This window comes from Cupriavidus sp. MP-37 (assembly GCF_020618415.1).
Classification (GTDB): domain Bacteria; phylum Pseudomonadota; class Gammaproteobacteria; order Burkholderiales; family Burkholderiaceae; genus Cupriavidus.
On record NZ_CP085344.1, the window covers coordinates 1,080,078 to 1,098,988 of the forward strand.

The window sequence follows — 18,911 nt, forward strand, 5'->3', positions numbered from 1 at the left end:
CCTTCGCGGGAATGACGGTGGTCGTTTTGATGCTGTGGTGAATCAGGGAAGGTCAAATTAACTGGTCGACGTCAGCCAGCAGCTGACCTTGTGGCCGGACTCCAGTTCGATCTCGGGTGGATAGGCGTCGTCGCACAGCGGCTTGCGGTGCGGGCAGCGCGCCGCGAAGCGGCAGCCGTGCGGCGGGTCGACCAGGCTGGGCGGGCTGCCGGGGATCGCGTATAGCCGCTCGCGCCGCTCGCCGAAGTGGGGGATGGCCTGCAGCAAGGCCTGTGTGTAGGGGTGGGCGGGGCGCTGGTACAGCGTGCGCACGTCGCCGGTCTCGACGATGCGTCCCGCGTACATCACCGCCACGCGATGGCAGATGCTGGCCGCCACGCCCAGGTCATGCGTGATCAGGATGATGCCGACGCCGGTCTGGGCCTGGATGCGGCGGAACAGCGCCATGATCTGCACCTGGATGGTCACGTCCAGCGCCGAGGTGGGCTCGTCGGCCACCAGCAGCCGCGGCGCGCTGGCGATGGCCATGCCGGTCACCACGCGCTGGCGCATGCCGCCGCTGAACTGGTGCGGATAATCGTCCAGCCGGGTCTCGGGCGAGGGGATGCGCACGCTCTCCAGCACCTGCACCACCTGGCGCCGCCTTTCCGCGCGGCTGTCGGCAAGGCCGTGGTAGTGCAGCGGCGCGCCGACCTGGTCGCCCACCGTGAACACCGGATTGAGCGAGGTCAGCGGGTCCTGCGAGATCATCGCGATCTTGCGCCCGCGGTACTGCGTGCTCAGCGTCTTTTCCGGCAGCTGCAGCAGGTCCACGCCATCGAGCAGCACCTTGCCGCCCAGGCGCACGCCGCCCTGGCGCGGCAGCAGGCGCAGGATCGACAGGATGGTCATGGACTTGCCCGAGCCGGACTCGCCCACCACGCCCAGGGTTTCGCCCTGGTTCACATGCAGGTCGACGCCGTCGACCGCGCGCACCATGCCGCGGCGCAGTTCGAGGTGGGTGGTCAGGCCCTGCACCGACAGCATCGGCGTGCCGCGCGAAGACGTATGCTGGGCGGCCGTCGGCAACGGGCGTTGGGTCACGTGCGGGTCCGGTGCGGTCATAGCTGCCTCCGTTTCGGGTCGAAGTGGTCGCGCAGCCAGTCGCCCAGCAGGTTGGACGCCAGGCAGGTGGCCATGATCGCCAGCCCCGGCATGGTGATGGCCCACCACGCGTTGGTGATGTAGTTGCGCGCATCGGCCAGCATCAGGCCCCACGACACGTCGGGCTGCTGGATGCCCAGGCCGAGGAAGCTCAGCGAGGCCTCGAAGATGATCACCTGGCCCACCTGCAGCGTGGCCAGCACCAGCAGCGTGTTGAGCAGGTTGGGCAGCAGGTGGCGGCGGAAGATGGTGAGCGTGCCGCAGCCCGCCACGCGCGCCAGCGCCACGTAGTCGCGCTGCTTGAGCGACATCACCTCGCCGCGCACGATGCGCGCGTACCAGGTCCAGTAGGTGACCACGATCACCAGCACCACGGTCTCGAAGCCGGGGCCCAGCACCGCCGCCAGCACCAGTGCCAGCGCCAGCGCCGGGATCGACATCTGGATGTCGACCAGCCGCATGATGAGCGCGTCCAGGCGCCCGCCGAAGTAACCGGCCAGCATGCCCGCGGCGGTGCCGATGCCGCCCGAGATCAGGATGGCGTACAGCGCGACCACCAGCGAGATGCGGGTGCCGGCCATGATGCGCGTGAGCAGGTCGCGGCCCATGTTGTCGGTGCCGAGCGGATAGGCCCAACTGCCGCCGGCCAGCCACGCCGGCGGCTGGAACGCGAGCCCCAGGTCGAGGCCGTTGGGGTCGTGCGGCAGCAGCGCCTCGCCGCCGATGGCGCAGGCCAGCAGCAGCGGCAGCACCGCCAGTGCAAACCAGGGCAGGCCGCGCAGGTTGCGGCGCCGGCGCCTGGGCACCGGCGCCGCGCTGGCGCCGGCGGGAGGGAGGGCAGGGGGGATGGCGATCTCAGGCATGGCGGATCCTCGGGTCGATCAGGCCGTAGCTCAGGTCGACCAGCAGGTTGGACAGCACGAACAGCACGGAGGTGAGCATCACGCCCGCCTGCACCACGGGGAAATCGCGCGCGAACACGGCTTCGACCACGGTGCGGCCGACGCCGGGCCAGGCGAAGATGACTTCGACCACGAAGGCGCCGCCCAGCATCGCCGCGAAGTACACGCCGAGGATCGTCACCAGCGGAATCGCCGCGTTGCGCAGCGCGTACTTCCAGACCAGCACGCGCTCGGGCAGGCCCATGGCGCGGCCCATGCGGATGTAGTCGCTGTCGAGCACATCGAGCATGGCCGAGCGCACCACGCGGGTCTGCGCCGCCACCGGATACCAGCCCAGCGCGATCGCGGGCAGCACCAGGCTGTTCCACGAGTCGCGCCCGAACGCCGGCAGCCAGTTCAGCTGTACCGCGAACAACAGGATCAGCAGCAGGCCAACCCAGAAGTTGGGCATGGCCTGGCCCGCCATGGCGAAGACCTTGGCAAAGCGGTCGAACCAGGAGCCCCGGTACACCGCCGACAGCACCCCGAACGGCACCGCCATCGCGATCGAGAACGCCAGCGCCGCCAGCGCCAGTTCCACCGTGGCCGGCAGCCGCTCCAGGATCAGGCCGAGCGCCGGCTCCTGCCAGCGGTACGAATTGCCGAAGTCGCCGGTGACGGCGTTGCGCAGGAACACCAGGTACTGCGCCACCAGCGGCTGGTCCAGGCCGAGGTGCTGCCGGGTCTGTTCGATCACCTCGGGCGGCGCGTCGGCCGGCAGCAGCAAGGCCAGCGGGTCGCCGGACAGGCGCGAGATCAGGAAGATGATCACGCTCGCGCCAAGGATGCTGATCAGGCCGTGCAGCAGGCGTTTGGCAATGGGCATGGCGGGCTCCGTCGGAAAATCGTCAGCGGGGGTGCCGCGCCGGCGCGCCGGGTCGGGCGCGCCGGATGCGGCCAGATGCGGCGGCAGCGGCTCAGTGCTGCTTCCAGCTGACTTCCTGGAACGAGCGCCAGTAGTCGCGGATCGGCCAGGGCACGTAGTCGATCTTGTTGTCGCGCCAGGCAAAGGTCACCAGCGGCCGGTAGGTGGGCAGGCCGCCCAGCACGCGCTCCTGCTTGAGGCGCGCGATCTGCTGCAGCAGCGCGGCGCGCGCGGCGGGGTCCATGGTCTGGCGCTGCTTTTCCAGCAGCGCGTCGACCTCGGCGTCGCTGGTGTACGAGTAGGTGCCCCAGCCGCCGCCGGCCTGGTAGCTGTGCAGATGGCCGGACCACGCCAGCCCCGGGTCGCCGGGCAGGCCCTGCGACCACATCCAGCTCAGCACGCCGTCCATCTCCGGCGGGCCCGAGCGGCCGCGCTTGCCCAGGCTGATCCACGCGCCGTACTCCAGGTTGCGCACCTGGCAGCGGATGCCGACCGCGCTCAGGTATGCGTACATGGCTTCGCCCACTTCCTTCACGCCCGGCTCGCGCGGCGTGGTGAGGTTGTAGCAGGGCGTGTCGAAGCCGTTGGGGTAGCCGGCCTGCTTCAGCAGTTCGCGCGCGCGCCTGGGGTCGAAGGCATAGGGCTTGAGCGCGGGATCGTAGCCGTTGGAGCCCTTGCCCACCTGCGCGTAGCGCTCGCCCTGGCCGAACAGCACGCGCTTGATGATGGCGTCGACATCGATGGCATGCGCGGCCGCCTGCCGCACGCGCACGTCATTGAACGGCGACTTCGGCATCTGCGTGTTGAAGTTCAGGAACAGGTTGTTGCCGCTGACCAGCGTGACGGTCTTCACGCCCGGCATCTTCTTGAACTCCTCGACCATCGACGGCGGCACGTTGTCGATGAAATCGACCTTGCCGGTCTTGAACGCCGCCACCCGGGTCAGGTCCTCGGGGATCACCTTGATCGTCAGGGACTTGATGCCGGGGCGCTTTTCCTTGTTCCAGTAGCCGTCGAAGGCCTCCAGCTTCAGCTCGTCCTTGACCGTGCGCGAGACGAACTTCCACGGCCCGGTGCCGACCGGGTTTTTGGCGAACGCTTCCTCGCCGACCTTCTGGATGTACTTCTTGGGCATCGCCCACAGCTGCATGTTGCCGACGATGAACTGCGCATCGGGCTCCTTGAAATGCAGCCTGAAGCGGTGCGCATCGACGATCTCGAAGCGCTCGACCGACGAGACATAGTGCGAGAAGAAGCTGCTCTTGGGATCGCGCTGGCGCTGCCAGGAGAACTCGAGGTCTTCGGAGGTCAGCGGGTCGCCGTTGTGGAAGCGCACGCCCTTGCGCAGCTGCACGTCGAGCACCGGCTTGCCGTCCTTGCCGGTCTCCAGCTTCCAGCTCTCCGCCAGCCAGTTCTCGTCCTTGAGCGCGGCGTTGCGGCGCACCAGCATCTCGAAGATCTGGCCGACAAAGTAATGGTCGACGCCGGCCGAGATCTTGACCGGGTCGAGCGTGGTCGACTCCGCGCCGAAGGCGACGGTGAGGCTGCCGGTGGCGGGCGGGGCGGCGTGGGCGGCCGGCACGATGGCCGCGGCCAGGATGCCGGCCAGCAAACGCTGGCGGGCGGCGTCGGACAAGGTCTTCACTTGCATGGTGCTCCTCCTGTTGCGCCGTCTCGTGGCGGCGCTGTGGGTATGAACAACGGACGCGCTCAGCGCGGGAAGCTGCATTCGAGCTGGCGCACCACTTCCAGCAGCCGCGGCCGCACTTCCTCGAGCAGGAATGACGGCGACAGCCGGAACGAAGGGCCGCCCACGTTGAGCGCCATCGGCGGCATGCCCTGGCCGGGCTCGAAGCCGCGCGCGATGCCGTTGACGTCGGCCTGCCATTCGCCCATCGAGCAGGTCACGCCGAGCTCGCGGTGATCGGCCAGCGCCTGCTCGATGCCGCGGCGCAGGCGCGGCCAGGCCACGTCGTCGACATCGCGCACCTGCTCCATGAAGGCTTGCCGCTCGGCATCGGCCACCACCGCCAGCCAGGCGCGGCCGATCGCTGAGGTCGCCACCGGAATGCGCGAGCCGGTATCGAGCGTCAGCGCAATCGCGGCGCTGCTGCGGCAGTGCTCGACATAGATCATCGAGAAGCGGTCGCGCGTGCCCAGCGACACCGTGCCGCCGGAGAAATCCGCCAGCTCCTGCATCAGCGGGCGCGCCACCTTGCGGATATCCAGCCGCGACAGCATCGCGCTGCCCAGGCGCAGGCAGGCGGTGCCCAGGCTGTACTGCTGGCTGCCTTCGGCGCGCGCCAGGTAGCCCAGCCGGGTCAGGGTCGAGGTCAGGCGCGAGACCGTGGACTTGGGCAGCTGGCAGCGCCGCGCGATTTCCTGGTTGCCCAGCGCGCGGTCGCTGGTGCGGAAGCACGCCAGCACCTCGAGCCCGCGCGCCAGCGCGGTGACGAAGTGGCGGTCTTCCTTGATGGTGCCGGTGGATCGATCGTGCATGGCCGATGGCTCCGTGGTGGCGCGAAGGTGGCGCGAACTTGGCGCCGGTGCGCGTGGCATCCGCGCCGGTGCTGCGGGACAGGCGGGCAGCGCTTGCGCTCAGCCGCCGTCGCCGCGGTCCAGCAGCGCCTGCAGTTCCACCTTGCGCACCTTGCCGGTGGCGGTCAGCGGGAACTCGGGCAGGATGCGGATCTCGGGCACCTTGTAGACCGCCATCTGCTCGCGGCACCAGGCCTGCAAGGCGTCGGCGCTGGTGTCGCCGGCATGCTCGGGGCGCAGGCGGATAAACGCCACCGGCACCTGGCCCTTGTCCGGATCGGCGCGCCCCACCACGGCCGAGCCCAGCACCGCCGGGTGGCGCGACAGCAGCACTTCCAGTTCGGACGGGAACACGCTCATGCCGCGCACCTTCAGCATCTCCTTGCGCCGGCCGAGGAAATGCAGGTAGCCGTCCTCGTCGTACGCGCCGATATCGCCGGTGCGGAACCAGCCGTCGCGGAACACCTCGGCGTCGACGTCGGGACGGCCCCAGTAGCCCTTGAACAGCGACGGCGTGCTGACCACGATCTCGCCTTCCTCGCCAATCGGCAGCACCGCGCCGGTGTCGAAGTCGCAGATCTTGATGCGCGTGCCCGGCACCGGCAGGCCGACGAAGACCGGGCGGCCGCGCAGGTCGAGGTCGTCGGCCTGCATGCCGGTGGTGAAGGTGTCGCTGGTATGGGTCTCGGTCATGCCCCACGCGCCTTCGGCAATGATGCTGCCGGTCAGCGCGTGCCAGCGCTGGCGGATATCGGGCGTGATCTTGCGGATGAACGAGGCGGCGCGCGTATGCTGCAGCGAGCGCAGGTCGTAGCGCCCGCAATCGGGGTGGTTCATCAGCTCGACCGCGTTGTCGACCACGACGAAGGTGCGGTTGACGCGGTAGCGCTCGATCGCGGCCATCACCGCGACCGGGTCCCAGCGCGCCAGCAGCACCACCGTCGCGCCGCTGAAGATCGGGTAGATCAGGCCCAGGTTCTCGCCGGCGATCCAGAACATCGGCAGGAAGTTCAGCATCACGTCGTCGGAGCCCTCGGCCAGCCGCGCCGCGTCGACGCCGCCGGTCAGCGCGTACGAGGCCGCCGCGGTGTACAGCATGTCGCGCTGCGTGTGCATGCAGCCCTTGGGCAGGCCGGTGGTGCCGCCGGTGTAGTTGAGCGCGGCCAGCGCATCCAGGTCGACCGGCGGCAACGCCACCGGTGGGGTGTCGCGCAGCGCCTGCAGCAGGTCGACGGCGCCGTCGACGGCCAGCGCGGGCGCGTCCAGGCCGGCCGGCAGCGGCAAGTCCGGCCGTGCCGGCAGCATCGCGCCGGCGCTGGTGGTGTAGACCGCCTGCAGCGGCGTCTGCGCGCGCACCGACATCAGCAGCGGCGCCAGCTGGTCCTGCACGATGATGGTGGTCGCGCCCGCATCGTTGAGCTCATACACCAGCTCGTGCTCCTTGAAGAGCGGGTTGACCGGCACGTACACCGCGCCCAGCTTCAGGATGGCGTAGAACACCACGTGGAACTGCGGGCAGTTGCCCATCATCACCGCGACCCGGTCGCCCGCGCCGACGCCGCGGCCCTTGAGCAGCGCGGCGCAGCGCTCGGACAGGTCGTCGAGTTCGGCATAGGTGACGGTGGTGCCGTACCAGACCAGCGCCGCATGGTGCGGGCGCTGGCGCGCCCAGGCGCGCAGGTAGTCGCCCAGCGGGGCCTCGCCATGGGGATAGACCGGTGCGTCGGGCAGGCCGGCGGGCCAGATTTTGCGATGCCGGGCTTCCAGGTCGGCGAAGAACGCCTGTTCGTTCATCTGCTGTCTCCTCTTGCTGTCGCTCTGGTGTTGTCCGCCGCCGCGCCTACCAGGCGTCGACGAAGGGGCGTACCGGTCTTTGGGAACGGTGCGGGTCGGCGGCGCCCGCGTCGAGTCCGCTGACCAGCCACTGCCGCGTGGCGGCGGGATCGATCACCGCATCGAGCTCCAGCGCCGCCGCGGCGTTGATGGCATGGCCGCGTTCGTACATCTGCGCCACCAGCTGCTGGTACAGCGCATCGCGCTGCGGCCCCGCCGGCAGCGCTTCCAGCTCCTTGCGGAAGCCCAGCCGCACCGCGCCCTCCAGCCCCATGCCGCCGAACTCGCCGGTCGGCCACGACAGCGTGAAGCTGGGCGCGCGGAAGCCGCCCGCGGCCATCGCCATCGCGCCCAGGCCGTAGCCCTTGCGCAGCACCACCGCCAGGAACGGCACCCGCAGCTTGGCGCCGATCACGAACATGCGCGACACGTGGCGCACCTGGGCGCGGGCCTCGACCTCGGGGCCGACCATGAAGCCGGGCGTGTCGATGAGCGACACGATCGGCAGCCCGTGCGCGTTGCACACCTGCATGAAGCGCGCGGCCTTGTCGGCGGCGTCGGCGTCGATGGCGCCGCCCAGGTGGCGCGGATTGTTGGCGAGGATGCCGACCGGCCGGCCTTCGATGCGCGCCAGCGCGGTGTGGATGCCGGTGCCGAAGCCGGCGCGCAACTCCAGCACGCTGCCGACGTCGGCCAGCCCGTCGATGGCGGCACGGGTGTCGTACACGCGCAGGCGGTTCTCCGGCACCACGTGGCGCAGCGCCAGCGGGTCGGGTGCCTGCCATGTCGGCAGCCGGCCCTGGAGCATCGACAGGTAGTGCTTCGCCGCCGCCACCGCCGCGGCTTCGTCGTCGACCAGCAGGTCGGCCACGCCGTTGTGGTACTGCACCGCGGCCGGGCCGATGTCCTCCGGCCGGAACACGCCCAGGCCGCCGCCTTCGATCATGGCGGGGCCGGCCATGCCGATGTTGGCGTTGCGCGTGGCGACGATCAGGTCGCAGCAGCCCAGCAGCGCGGCATTGCCGGCGAAGCAGCGCCCGGAGGCGATGCCGACCACCGGCACTTCGCCGCTGAGCTCGGCGAAGGCGCCGAACGATGGCTGGTACAGGCCGGCGACGGTGGGGAAGTCGACATCGCCCGGGCGCCCGCCGCCGCCTTCGGCAAAGATCACCGTCGGCAGGCGGTTGCGCAGCGCCACTTCCAGGATGCGGTCGGTCTTGGTGTGGTTGCGCTTGCCCTGGGTGCCGGCCAGCACGGTGGCGTCGTAGGCCAGCACCGCGCAGCGCGCGCGTTCCGGCGCGAACAGGCTGCCGTTGACGGTGCCGGTGCCGGTGATCAGGCCGTCGGCCGGCGTGTTGGCGATCAGGTCGGCCTCGCTGCGCCGGCTGGCCTGCGCCGCCAGCGCCAGCCCGCCGTATTCGCGGAAGCTGCCGGCATCGCACAGGTCGTCGACATTCTCGCGCGCGGTGCGCTGGCCGCGCGCATGGCGGCGCGCCACCGCATCGGGGCGGGCGGCGTCGTACAGGAAGGCGTGGCGGTCCAGCACGCGCTGCAGGTCCGGGCGGATCGCCGCGGGATCGGCGCATTCGGTGTCGGCGCCGGCATGCGCGCCGGCGTCGGCGGGCTCCAGCACCAGCATCACCTGGCCTTCGGCCACCTGTTCGCCCGATGCGCTGCGCAGGTCGATCACGCGCCCCGCCTGTTCCGCGACGATGGCGTGCTCCATCTTCATCGCATCGAGCACCGCCACGGTCTGGCCAGCCTTGACCACGTCGTTCTCGCGCGCCAGCTCGATCACGCGGCCGTTCATCGGCGCGCGCACCGCGCACAGGCCTTCGCCCAGCTGTTCCTCGAAGCTGGCGGTGCTCGACGGCGCCGCCACCGGCGCCACGGCGGCACCGGACAGGGCGTGCCGTGCCGCGTGCTGCGCGCCGATCTGCGCGGCCCGTTCCAGCAGCGCGGGCAGCGCCGTCTCCATATAGCGGGTATGCACCTGCTGGCTGGCAAAGTCATCGTGTTCCGCCAGCGCGCGCAGCAGGTCCAGGTTGGTGGCGATGCCGGCGATATTGAATTCGGCCAGCGCGCGCTGCAGGCGCCGCACCGCGTCGGCAAAGTGGTCGCTGGCCGAGGTGACGATCAGCTTGGCCAGCAGCGTGTCGTAATGCGCGGAAGGCGCGTAGCCGGTATAGCCGTGCGTGTCGACGCGCACGTCCGGCCCGGTGGGCGGATCGAAACGCTCCAGCCGGCCCTGCGCCGGGCGCGCCAGGCCTTGCGCGTCGGTGGCTTCGGCATTGACGCGCACCTGGATCGCATAGCCGCGCACGCGCGGCGGGTGCCGCGGGTCCAGCCCCAGTTCGGACAGGCGCCGGCCCTGCGCCAGCCCCAGCTGGAGCGCCACCAGGTCGATCCCGGTGACCTGCTCGGTGACGGTGTGCTCGACCTGCAGGCGCGGATTGGCTTCGATAAAGACAAAGGGCAGCGCGGCGCCGTCGCGGCCGGCGCCGTGCTCGGGCGCCTCGACCAGGAACTCGAACGTGCCCAGGCTGCGGTAGCGCGCCTCGCGCGCCAGCGTGCACGCAGCGTCGACGATGCGCTGGCGCAGCGCGGCATCGAGCGCCGGGCTGGGCGCGATCTCCACCACCTTCTGGAAGCGGCGCTGCAGCGTGCAGTCGCGCTCGCCCAGCGCGATCACGCTGTCGCCGTCGCCGGCGATCTGCACTTCGATATGGCGCGCGCGCGCCACCAGCCGCTCGGCGTAGATCGCCTCGACGCCGAACGCCGAGCGCGCCTCGGAGCGGCAGCGCGCATAGGCTTCAGCCAGCGCGTCGCGCTCGCGCACCACGCGCATGCCGCGCCCGCCGCCGCCGCCCACGGCCTTGAGCACCACGCCGGCGCCGTCCTGCTCGTCGAAGAAGGCCGTGACCGCGTCGAGCGTGGCGCCGCCCGGCGTGGCCGGCATCACCGGTACGCCGCAGCGGGCGGCCAGCGCCAGCGCGCGGCCCTTGTCGCCGAACAGGGCGAGGTGTTCGGCCTCAGGTCCGACGAAGACGATCTCCATCGCCGCGCAGGCGGTGGCGAAATCGGCGCGCTCGCTGAGAAAACCGTAGCCGGGGTGGATGGCATCGCAGCCGGTGGCACGCGCCGCGGCGAGGATGGCGTCGATGTCGAGATAGGCCGCCGCGCCCTCGCCCTGCAGCGCGACGGCTTCGTCGGCGAGCAGGCGGTGCCGGCTGCCGGCGTCGTCGGTGGCGTAGACGGCCACGGTGGCGATGCCGAGATCGCGGGCGGCGCGCTGCACGCGCAACGCGATCTCGCCGCGATTGGCGATCAGGAGCTTCTTCACAAATGTCCCCTCCATGCGAAGCGGCGGCACACGAGCGCGCAAGTGGCTTGCGCTGCCGGCTTCTGGTTTTTTGTGGTTTGTGATTCTGCGAGGTGGAATCTACGCGGCTAGCCAGGGGGTCACAAGCGCGATGCGCCGGAACCATGTATGACATGCCGCGTGTGCATAGAGCCGGGGAGAGCGAGGGAATTTGCCGCGGTCTTGTTCTGCATTGCAGAATTCGGGCGGCTGTGGCGGGTGCGACGTTACGCCGCGAGGGGTGGGGCGGTGATGCGCCGCCGGGGAAAACCGCGTCACGGGCGTGCCGCGGGATGCAACCCTCTCCCGCGTGTCGGGAGAGGGCACAGCGATGCCGGACGATCAGCCGATGCGCATGCCCGGCACTGCGCCGCTGTGCGGCTCCAGGATGTACAGGCCGGGCGCGGCCTTTTCATCGGCGGCCGAGGCTGCCAGCACCATGCCTTCGGAGACGCCGAACTTCATCTTGCGCGGCGCCAGGTTCGCCACCACCACGGTCAGCTTGCCCACCAGCTGCTCCGGCGTGTAGGCCGACTGGATGCCGGAGAACACGTTGCGGGTGCGGCCTTCGCCCAGGTCCAGCGTCAGCTGCAGCAGCTTGTTCGAGCCTTCCACCTTCTGGCATTCGACGATCTTCGCCACGCGCAGGTCGATCTTGGCGAAGTCGTCGATGGTGATGGTGTCGGCGATCGGCTCGATCGCGGATGCGTTGGCGGATGCGTTGGCAGCCGGTGCCGCGGCCGCCTGCAGCGATTCGCGGTTGGCGGCCAGCAGCGCATCGACCTGCTTGGCGTCGACGCGCGTCATCAGGTGCTGGTAGGGCTGCACCGGGCTGGCGGCCGACAGCTGCTGGTCGATCGCGCGCCAGTCCAGCGGCGCGACGTTGAGGAAGCGCTCGACCCCGGCGGCCACGTTGGGCACCACCGGCTTCAGGTAGATGGTCAGCAGGCGGAACGCTTCCAGCGAGACCGAGCACGCCGCATGCAGCGCGGCGCGCTTGCTGTCGTCCTTGGCCAGCTCCCATGGCTTCTCGGTGTCGACGAAGGCGTTGACGGCATCGGTCAGCTCCATCACCAGGCGCAGCGCCTTGCTGTACTCGCGGCTTTCATAGAGGTGCGCCACCTGCGGCGCGGCCTGGCGCAGCTGCTCCAGCAACGGATGGGCCAGCGCGGCTTCATCGACCTTGCCGTCGAAGCGCTTGACCAGGAAGCCCGCGGCGCGGCTGGCGATGTTGACGTACTTGCCGATCAGGTCGCTGTTGACGCGCGCGATGAAGTCGTCGAGGTTCAGGTCGAGGTCTTCCATGCTGGCGTTGAGCTTGGCGGCGAAGTAATAGCGCAGCCATTCCGGGTTCATGCCGGTGTCGATATAGCTCTGCGCGGTGATGAAGGTGCCGCGCGACTTGCTCATCTTGGCGCCGTCCACGGTCAGGAAGCCGTGGGCGAACACATTGGTCGGGGTGCGGTAGCCCGAGAAGCGCAGCATCGCCGGCCAGAACAGCGTGTGGAAGTACAGGATGTCCTTGCCGATGAAGTGGTACTGCTCGGCGGTCGAGTGCGGGCCGACCCAGGCGTCGAAATCGATGCCGCGCTGCTGCGCCAGGTTCTTGAAGCTGGCGTAGTAGCCGATCGGGGCGTCCAGCCACACGTAGAAGTACTTGCCCGGCGCGCCGGGGATCTCGAAGCCGAAGTAAGGCGCATCGCGCGAGATGTCCCAGTCGGACAGGGTCGAGGCCTCGCCCTCGGCGCCCAGCCATTCCTGCATCTTGTTGGCGGCTTCGGGCTGCGCCAGGTCGGCCACCCACTCGCGCAGGAAGCTCTCGCAGCGCGCATCGGACAGCTTGAAGAAGTAGTGGGCCGACGACTTGCGCACCGGCGTGGCGCCCGACACCACCGAGTAGGGATTCTTCAGGTCGGTCGGCACGTAGGTGGTGCCGCACACTTCGCAGGAATCGCCGTACTGGTCCTTGGCGCCGCACTTCGGGCACTCGCCCTTGATGAAGCGGTCGGGCAGGAACATGTTCTTGACCGGGTCGTAGAACTGCTCGACCTCGCGCTCGGCGATCAGGTCCTCGGCCTTCAGCGCCAGGTAGATCTTCTCGCACAGCTCGCGGTTTTCCTCGGCGTCGGTGCTGTAGTAGTTGTCGAACGACACCAGGAAGCTGTCGAAATCGCGCTTGTGCTCGGTCCAGACGCGGTCGATCAGCGCCTTGGGCGTGATGCCTTCCTTCTCGGCGCGCAGCATGACCGGGGTGCCGTGGGTGTCGTCGGCGCCGACGTAGTAGACCTCGTTGCCCATCATGCGCTGGAACCTCACCCAGATATCGGTCTGGATGTACTCCACCAGGTGGCCGATATGGATCTGGCCGTTGGCGTAGGGCAGGGCGGATGTGACGAGGATGCGACGTGCGGTCATAAACAGGAGCCGGTCAGGAGCGGGGAAATCGTGGGGGACGGCGCCGGCCAGGAAGGGCGGGCGCGTGCCGGGAAGGGGCTATTTTAACCACTGGGCGGCCGCCGCGCGGCAGTTCCGCATCGCGGAATGGCAGGCGTGCCGCAGCCGTGCGGGCAAAAAAAAGCGCCGGTCAGTGCCGGCGCAGCTTTCCACAACGGAAAAGGAGGAGAAATCAGGTACCGCCCGGGAGGTCAGCCACCCATCGCGAGCCAGCAACGGTGGCAAGCGGCACCTGTTTCTATGACAGGGTCACCCTTGAATTGGTTTCAAAAAAATTTCGACGCGGCGATTTTGTGCCCGTCCGGCCTCGGTCCCGTTGTCCGCGACCGGCTGGCTCTGGCCGCGGCCTTCGGCGGTCAGGCGGTTGCGTGCGACGCCGCGATCACCCAGGTAACCGGCCACGCTCTGCGCGCGGCGCTGCGACAGCTGCATGTTGTAGTTGGGGTTGCCGGTGCTGTCGGTATGGCCCACTACGTTGGCGCTGACGTCCTGGTGCTGGCTCAGGGTCTGCGCGACCTGGTCGAGCACCGAGCGGAACGACGGCTTGATGGTGGCGCTGTCGGTGTCGAAGGTGACCTGGCTGGGGATGTTGACCTTCAGCGAGCCGTCCGGCTGCTCGGTGATCTGGGTGCCCGTGCCCGCGGTGTCCTTGTTCAGCTTGCCGCGGATCGCGTTCCAGTTGTAGCCGGTCGCGCCGCCGATGGCGCCACCCACTGCCGCGCCCACCAGCGTGCCGGTGGTGTTGCCGCCGATCAGGTTGCCAAGGCCCGCGCCGACCGCGGCGCCGACGCCGGTGCCGACCGCCGTGTGGGTTTGCTGTTCGGTGGCGCAGCCGGCGGCCAGCAGCGTGGCGGCGGCGAGCGAAACGGTAACGAGCTTGATCTTCATGCTTTCTCCTTCTGATGTTCCCGTAAGTGTTCTTGGTACCGCATCGCGATGGTAACGCCAAGGCGCAAGCGGCAGGTAACCCATGGTGCCCGGCGTGCCAGGCCTTCCAACCGCACTACAATATGGATATGGCGGCGCGCGCACAAGTGCAAGCTTGTGAGATTTGTAATTGTCTGTAATCCCCCACCCGACAGAGGGGATTGCGCGCGGATTTCCGGCGTTCATGGCCGGTGCTGCATACTTTGATACATTAGGCGCAGGCCATCATGCGCCCGTTCCCCACTATCCAAGCGGAGTTTGTCTTGAGCCTCAGCACTGAGCAGGTTACCGAAGCCCTGCGCACCGTCATCGACCCCAATACGGGCAAGGACCTGGTGTCCACCCGCTCGGCCAGGAACATCCGCGTCGATGGCGGCGAGGTATCGCTGGAGGTGGAACTCGGCTACCCCGCGAAGAGCCAGTTCGATCCGATCCGCAAGCTGGTGGTGGCCGCGGTCCGGCAAGTGCCGGGCGTGACCAATGTCAGCGTGGCCGTGAGCATGAAGATCGTCGCCCACGCGGTGCAGCGCGGCGTCAAGCTGCTGCCGGGCGTGAAGAACGTGATCGCGGTGGCGTCGGGCAAGGGCGGGGTGGGCAAGTCGACCACGGCCGTGAACCTGGCGCTGGCGCTGGCTGCCGAGGGTGCGCGCGTGGGCATGCTCGACGCCGACATCTACGGCCCGAGCCTGCCGATGATGCTGGGCATCGACGGCCGCCCCGAATCCGCCGACGGCCAGACCATGGAGCCGCTCGAGGGCCACGGCCTGCAGGCCAACTCGATCGGCTTCCTGATCGAGCAGGACAACCCGATGGTGTGGCGCGGCCCGATGGTCACCTCGGCGCTGGAGCAGCTGCTGCGCCAGACCAACTGGCACGACCTCGATTACCTGATCGTCGACATGCCGCCGGGCACCGGTGACGTGCAGCTGACGCTGTCGCAGAAGGTGCCGGTCACCGGCGCGGTGATCGTCACCACGCCGCAGGACATCGCGCTGCTCGACGCCAAGAAGGGCCTGAAGATGTTCGAGAAGGTGGGCATTCCCATCCTTGGCATCGTCGAGAACATGGCGGTCTATTGCTGCCCGAACTGCGGCCATGTCGAACATATCTTCGGCCACGGCGGCGGCGAGAAAATGTGCGCCGACTACGGCGTCGACCTGCTCGGCAGCCTGCCGCTGAACCTGCGCATCCGCGAGCAGGCCGACTCCGGCCGCCCCACCGTGGTGGCCGAGCCCGACAGCCCGGTGGCCGAGATGTACCGTGCCATCGCGCGCAAGGTGGCGATCAAGGTCGCCGACAAGGCGCGCGACATGACCAGCAAGTTCCCCAGCATCGTCGTGCAGAACACCTGAGCCCTCCCGCCTGCCGCATGGACAGCCAGCCCGCCGCCAACCCGCCGCCGCCCGGCGCCCGTCCCGCCGTCACCATGGCCGTGGTGATGCGCAAGGTGGCGCTGGCCAACCGCTGGCAGCCCTGGAAGTGGCAGCTGGATGCGGTGCTGCCCGACCTGGGCGAGTTCGGCACGCGGCCGGTATGCCTGGAGCACGATGCCCACGGCGCGCGCTGGCTGTACCCGGGCTACGAAGTGGAACTGTTCCGCGACCAGGGCGAAGGCTACTACCTGAACCTGACCTCGGCCACGCCATGCTGGTTCGTGCTGTGGCGCATGCCCGAGGAGGGCGGGAGCGAGGGCCAGGGCGACGAGGCGCATCCGGTGCCGGTCACCGTGGCGCTGTCATACAACGAGGCCGGCCGCTGGCTGGATGCCGGCGAGACCGTCGAGAACGTGCCGCTGGCGCCGGAGCAGCGCGACTGGCTGCAGGCCTACGTCAACGAACATTACCGGCCCGAGCCCAAGCAGCGGCGCCGGCCCGAATCCTTCAAGGCGCCGGACGAGCGCGCCCGCTACTGATTTCTGACCCCACCGAGACACGGTCCTGCCCATGAGCGAGTCGTCCTTCCTGTCGCGCTGGTCGCGCCGCAAGGCCGCGGTGCGCGAGGGCGTGGCCGTGCCGGCCGAGCCGCCGCCGGTGGTGGCCGCGACCGATGCCGTCCCAGCCACCGTCGAAGGCGCTCGCGAGGCGCCGCAGGAGCCGCCGCCGACGCTGGCCGATGTCGCGGCGCTGCGGCCCGGTGACGAGATCGCCCGCTTCGTCGCGCGCGGCGTGGACGAATCGGTCAAGCGCGCCGCGCTGAAGACCTTGTTTGCCGACCCGCACTTCAATGTGATGGACGGGCTCGACATCTATATCGACGATTACGGCAAGCCGGACCCGATCCCGCCCGAGATCCTGCGCCAGCTGCGCCAGGCGGAAACGCTGGGACTGTTCGAGCCGACTGACGAGGAACGCGCCGCGGCCGAAACCGCGGCCCGGCTGTCGGGGGCGGAACAGGTATCGTCTTCACCGCATGAAGCGCCGGAGGGCGAAGCAGCCGCCGTGCCGACGTCACAGGCCGATGCGCAGGCAGGCGCCGAAACGCCGCCGCCGCACGCCGGTCAAAGCGAACAACAAGCGAACCACAGGGCCAGCAAGACCCACCCGCAAGACCCGCCGCAGGATCCGCATAATCGCGCGTAGCCCCCGGCGGCAGCGCAGCCTACAATAGGCATCCCCATAATCCGCCGGCCCGCAGACCCCCGCCAAGAAGGGACGTCCGGACCGGTCAGCCGCACTCGCCATGCCGACGCTGATCTGCAATTGCAACGACACCATGCCGCTGGACGGGGCGGCATTGTCAGACGCAACCCGCGACGCCAGCCAGGGGCCGCTCAAGGTCCATCGGCTGCTGTGCCGGCGCGAAATCGGTGACTTCACCGCCGCGCTGGACGGCACCGAGGACGTGATCGTCGCCTGCACCCAGGAGCGCCAGCTGTTTACCGAGGTGGCCGCGCAAGCCGCGCAGGGCCGCGATGGCCGCCCGGTGGTGACCGCGCCGGTGCGCTTCGTCAATATCCGCGAGACCGGCGGCTGGTCGCAGGGCGCCCGGCGCGACCCGCGGACCGCCAACGCCAAGATCGCCGCGCTGCTGGCCGTGGCCGCGCTGCCCGAACCCGAGCCGGTGCCGGTGGTGGACTACCGCAGCGACGGCGCGGTGCTGGTGCTGGGGCCGGCCGCGCGCGCGCTGCCGTGGGCCGAGCGGCTGGCGGCGATGCAGCTCGAAGTCACGGTGCTGCTGACCGGCGGCGACCCGCGCGACGGCACCGCCGCGCAGCCCGCGGCGCGCGCCTATCCGGTCCACAGCGGCCGGCTGGCCGCGCTGAGCGGCTGGCTCGGCGCCTTCGAGGCCAGTTGGGAGACCGGCGCGGGCCGCAGCAACCCGATCGACCTGGACCTGTGCACGCGCTGCAATGCCTGCATCGATGCCTGTCCCGAAGGCGCGATCGACTTCAGCTACCAGATCGACCTGTCGCGCTGCCGCGCGCACCGCGATTGCGTGCGCGCCTGCGGCGCCGCCGCGGCGATCGACTTCGACCGCCCGCACGGCACCGGCGCGGGCCGCTTCGACCTGGTCTTCGACCTGTGCGACGCGCCCGCCTTCGCCATGCACCAGCCGCCGCAGGGCTACCTGCATGCCGGCGCCGACCCCGCCCGCCAGCAGGCCCAGGCGCTGCTGCTGGCCGGACTGGTGGGCGAGTTCGAGAAGCCCAGGTTCTTCCGCTACAAAGAAAGCCTGTGCGCGCACGGCCGCAACCAGACTACCGGCTGCACCGCCTGCATCGATATCTGCTCGACCGAGGCCATCACCTCGCGCTGGCATGACGGCAAGGGCCGCATCGAAGTCGCGCCCAACCTGTGCATGGGCTGCGGCGCCTGCACCACGGTCTGCCCCAGCGGCGCCATCAGCTATGGCTATCCCGGGCCGGAGACCACCGGCGCGCGGCTGCGCACGCTGCTGTCCGCCTACCGGCAGGCCGGCGCGCGCGATCCGGTGGTGCTGCTGCACGGCGAGGAATTTGGCACGCCCGCGCTGCTGGCGTTGGGCCGCGCCGCCCGCGGCGGCAAGGCGCGGGGCGTGCCCGCGCCGGTCATGCCGCTGTCGCTGTTCCATCCGGCCTCGGTGGGGCTGGAGCTGTGGCTGGCCGCGCTGTGCTGGGGCGCCAGCCGCGTCGCCGTGCTGCTGACCGGCGACGAAGCCCCGCAATACCGCACTGCGCTGCTGGAGCAGATGGCGGTCGGGCGCGCGCTGCTGTCGGGGCTGGGCTATGACGGCGAGGCGCTGTCGCTGGTCGACGCCGCCGGCACCGAAGCGCTCGATGCCGGCCTGGCGGCGCTGCGCCCGGCGCGCCACGCGCTGCCGCCCGCGGCCTTCGGCCCGGTCGCGGCCAAGCGCGAGCTGCTCGACTTTGCGCTCGACCACCTGGTGCGCCATGCGCCGGCGCCGGCGCAGAGCGTGCCGCTGCCGGCGGGCGCTCCGATCGGCGCCATCGCCGTCGATACCGGCAAGTGCACCTTGTGCCTGGCCTGCGTCGGCGCGTGCCCGTCGCAGGCGCTGCGCGACAACCCCGAGCGCCCCGTGCTCAGCTTTATCGAGCGCAATTGCGTGCAGTGCGGGCTGTGCGAGAAGACCTGCCCCGAGGACGCCATTGCCCTGGTGCCGCGCCTGCTGGCCGGCGATGCGGCGCGCCGCCCGGTCACGCTCAACGAGACCCAGCCGTTCCATTGCGTGCGCTGCGCCAAGCCGTTCGGCACGGCGCAGATGGTCGAGTCGATGCTGGTGCGCCTGGCCGGCCATCCGGCCTTTGCCGGCGCCGCGGCGGAGCGGCTCAGGATGTGCCCTGACTGCCGCGTGGTGGACATGATGGAACGCGACCCCGGCGCCATCACCGGCGCCACCCTGCGCTGAGAGC

The 18,911-nt window shown here is 69.9% G+C and carries 13 protein-coding genes; 4 read left to right on the plus strand and 9 right to left on the minus strand.

The annotated features are described in order from the left end of the window. Positions 1-57: 57 nt before the first annotated feature. The 9 genes from LIN44_RS05095 to LIN44_RS05135 form a co-directional block, all read right to left on the minus strand. Positions 58-1,104: an ABC transporter ATP-binding protein gene (locus LIN44_RS05095; protein ID WP_227313779.1), complete on the minus strand. Its 1,047-nt coding sequence runs from the start codon at positions 1,102-1,104 to the stop codon at positions 58-60. Further along, a complete protein-coding gene (locus tag LIN44_RS05100; RefSeq protein WP_227313780.1) occupies positions 1,101-2,006 on the minus strand; it encodes an ABC transporter permease in 906 nt (301 codons plus the stop codon). The genes LIN44_RS05095 and LIN44_RS05100 overlap by 4 nt, the downstream gene beginning before the upstream one ends. Next, positions 1,999-2,910, minus strand: a complete 912-nt coding sequence (locus LIN44_RS05105; protein ID WP_227313781.1) for an ABC transporter permease — start codon at positions 2,908-2,910, stop codon at positions 1,999-2,001. The genes LIN44_RS05100 and LIN44_RS05105 overlap by 8 nt, the downstream gene beginning before the upstream one ends. A gap of 91 nt (positions 2,911-3,001) precedes the next feature. Continuing rightward, positions 3,002-4,600, minus strand: a complete 1,599-nt coding sequence (locus LIN44_RS05110) for an ABC transporter substrate-binding protein (protein WP_227313782.1) — start codon at positions 4,598-4,600, stop codon at positions 3,002-3,004. Between the two features lie 59 nt (positions 4,601-4,659). Continuing rightward, complete coding sequence (locus LIN44_RS05115) at positions 4,660-5,448, minus strand: IclR family transcriptional regulator (RefSeq protein WP_227313783.1); 789 nt, start codon at positions 5,446-5,448, stop codon at positions 4,660-4,662. A gap of 99 nt (positions 5,449-5,547) precedes the next feature. Further along, entirely contained in the window at positions 5,548-7,281 is a 1,734-nt protein-coding gene (locus tag LIN44_RS05120; RefSeq protein WP_227313790.1) for an AMP-binding protein, read from the minus strand. Between the two features lie 46 nt (positions 7,282-7,327). Beyond that, positions 7,328-10,663, minus strand: a complete 3,336-nt coding sequence (locus tag LIN44_RS05125; protein ID WP_227313792.1) for a carboxyl transferase domain-containing protein — start codon at positions 10,661-10,663, stop codon at positions 7,328-7,330. A 360-nt stretch (positions 10,664-11,023) separates the two neighbouring features. Further along, on the minus strand, positions 11,024-13,096 hold the full coding sequence (metG, locus tag LIN44_RS05130; RefSeq protein ID WP_227313800.1) for a methionine--tRNA ligase: 2,073 nt from the start codon (positions 13,094-13,096) through the stop codon (positions 11,024-11,026). A gap of 288 nt (positions 13,097-13,384) precedes the next feature. Further along, positions 13,385-14,023 carry an OmpA family protein gene (locus tag LIN44_RS05135; RefSeq protein WP_062801526.1) on the minus strand — a complete coding sequence of 213 codons (639 nt, stop codon included), beginning with the start codon at positions 14,021-14,023 and terminating at the stop codon, positions 13,385-13,387. Positions 14,024-14,325: 302 nt separating this feature from the next. On the opposite strand from LIN44_RS05135, the gene apbC reads away from it, so the two are divergent. The 4 genes from apbC (at position 14,326) to LIN44_RS05155 (ending at position 18,907) form a co-directional block, all read left to right on the plus strand. Next, entirely contained in the window at positions 14,326-15,414 is a 1,089-nt protein-coding gene (gene apbC, locus LIN44_RS05140; RefSeq protein WP_227313801.1) for an iron-sulfur cluster carrier protein ApbC, read from the plus strand. A 17-nt stretch (positions 15,415-15,431) separates the two neighbouring features. Next, positions 15,432-15,974 (plus strand): DUF3305 domain-containing protein, encoded by a 543-nt coding sequence (locus LIN44_RS05145; protein WP_227313802.1) that lies wholly within the window; start codon positions 15,432-15,434, stop codon positions 15,972-15,974. 31 nt (positions 15,975-16,005) lie between these two features. Beyond that, the gene (locus LIN44_RS05150) at positions 16,006-16,641 is read left to right on the plus strand and encodes a DUF3306 domain-containing protein (protein WP_227313803.1); all 636 of its coding nucleotides are present in this window, start codon (positions 16,006-16,008) and stop codon (positions 16,639-16,641) included. A 100-nt stretch (positions 16,642-16,741) separates the two neighbouring features. Continuing rightward, positions 16,742-18,907 carry a 4Fe-4S binding protein gene (locus LIN44_RS05155; RefSeq protein ID WP_227313804.1) on the plus strand — a complete coding sequence of 722 codons (2,166 nt, stop codon included), beginning with the start codon at positions 16,742-16,744 and terminating at the stop codon, positions 18,905-18,907. Positions 18,908-18,911 lie beyond the last annotated feature (4 nt).

Excerpts from the sequence above, each read along its gene's own strand:
- LIN44_RS05095 (WP_227313779.1), bottom strand. The coding sequence starts at position 1,104 with ATGACCGCACCGGACCCGCACGTGACCCAACGCCCGTTGCCGACGGCC.
- LIN44_RS05100 (WP_227313780.1), bottom strand. The coding sequence starts at position 2,006 with ATGCCTGAGATCGCCATCCCCCCTGCCCTCCCTCCCGCCGGCGCCAGC.
- LIN44_RS05105 (WP_227313781.1), bottom strand. The coding sequence starts at position 2,910 with ATGCCCATTGCCAAACGCCTGCTGCACGGCCTGATCAGCATCCTTGGC.
- LIN44_RS05110 (WP_227313782.1), bottom strand. The coding sequence starts at position 4,600 with ATGCAAGTGAAGACCTTGTCCGACGCCGCCCGCCAGCGTTTGCTGGCC.
- LIN44_RS05115 (WP_227313783.1), bottom strand. The coding sequence starts at position 5,448 with ATGCACGATCGATCCACCGGCACCATCAAGGAAGACCGCCACTTCGTC.
- LIN44_RS05120 (WP_227313790.1), bottom strand. The coding sequence starts at position 7,281 with ATGAACGAACAGGCGTTCTTCGCCGACCTGGAAGCCCGGCATCGCAAA.
- metG (WP_227313800.1), bottom strand. The coding sequence starts at position 13,096 with ATGACCGCACGTCGCATCCTCGTCACATCCGCCCTGCCCTACGCCAAC.
- LIN44_RS05135 (WP_062801526.1), bottom strand. The coding sequence starts at position 14,023 with ATGAAGATCAAGCTCGTTACCGTTTCGCTCGCCGCCGCCACGCTGCTG.
- LIN44_RS05145 (WP_227313802.1), top strand. The coding sequence starts at position 15,432 with ATGGACAGCCAGCCCGCCGCCAACCCGCCGCCGCCCGGCGCCCGTCCC.
- LIN44_RS05150 (WP_227313803.1), top strand. The coding sequence starts at position 16,006 with ATGAGCGAGTCGTCCTTCCTGTCGCGCTGGTCGCGCCGCAAGGCCGCG.
- LIN44_RS05155 (WP_227313804.1), top strand. The coding sequence starts at position 16,742 with ATGCCGACGCTGATCTGCAATTGCAACGACACCATGCCGCTGGACGGG.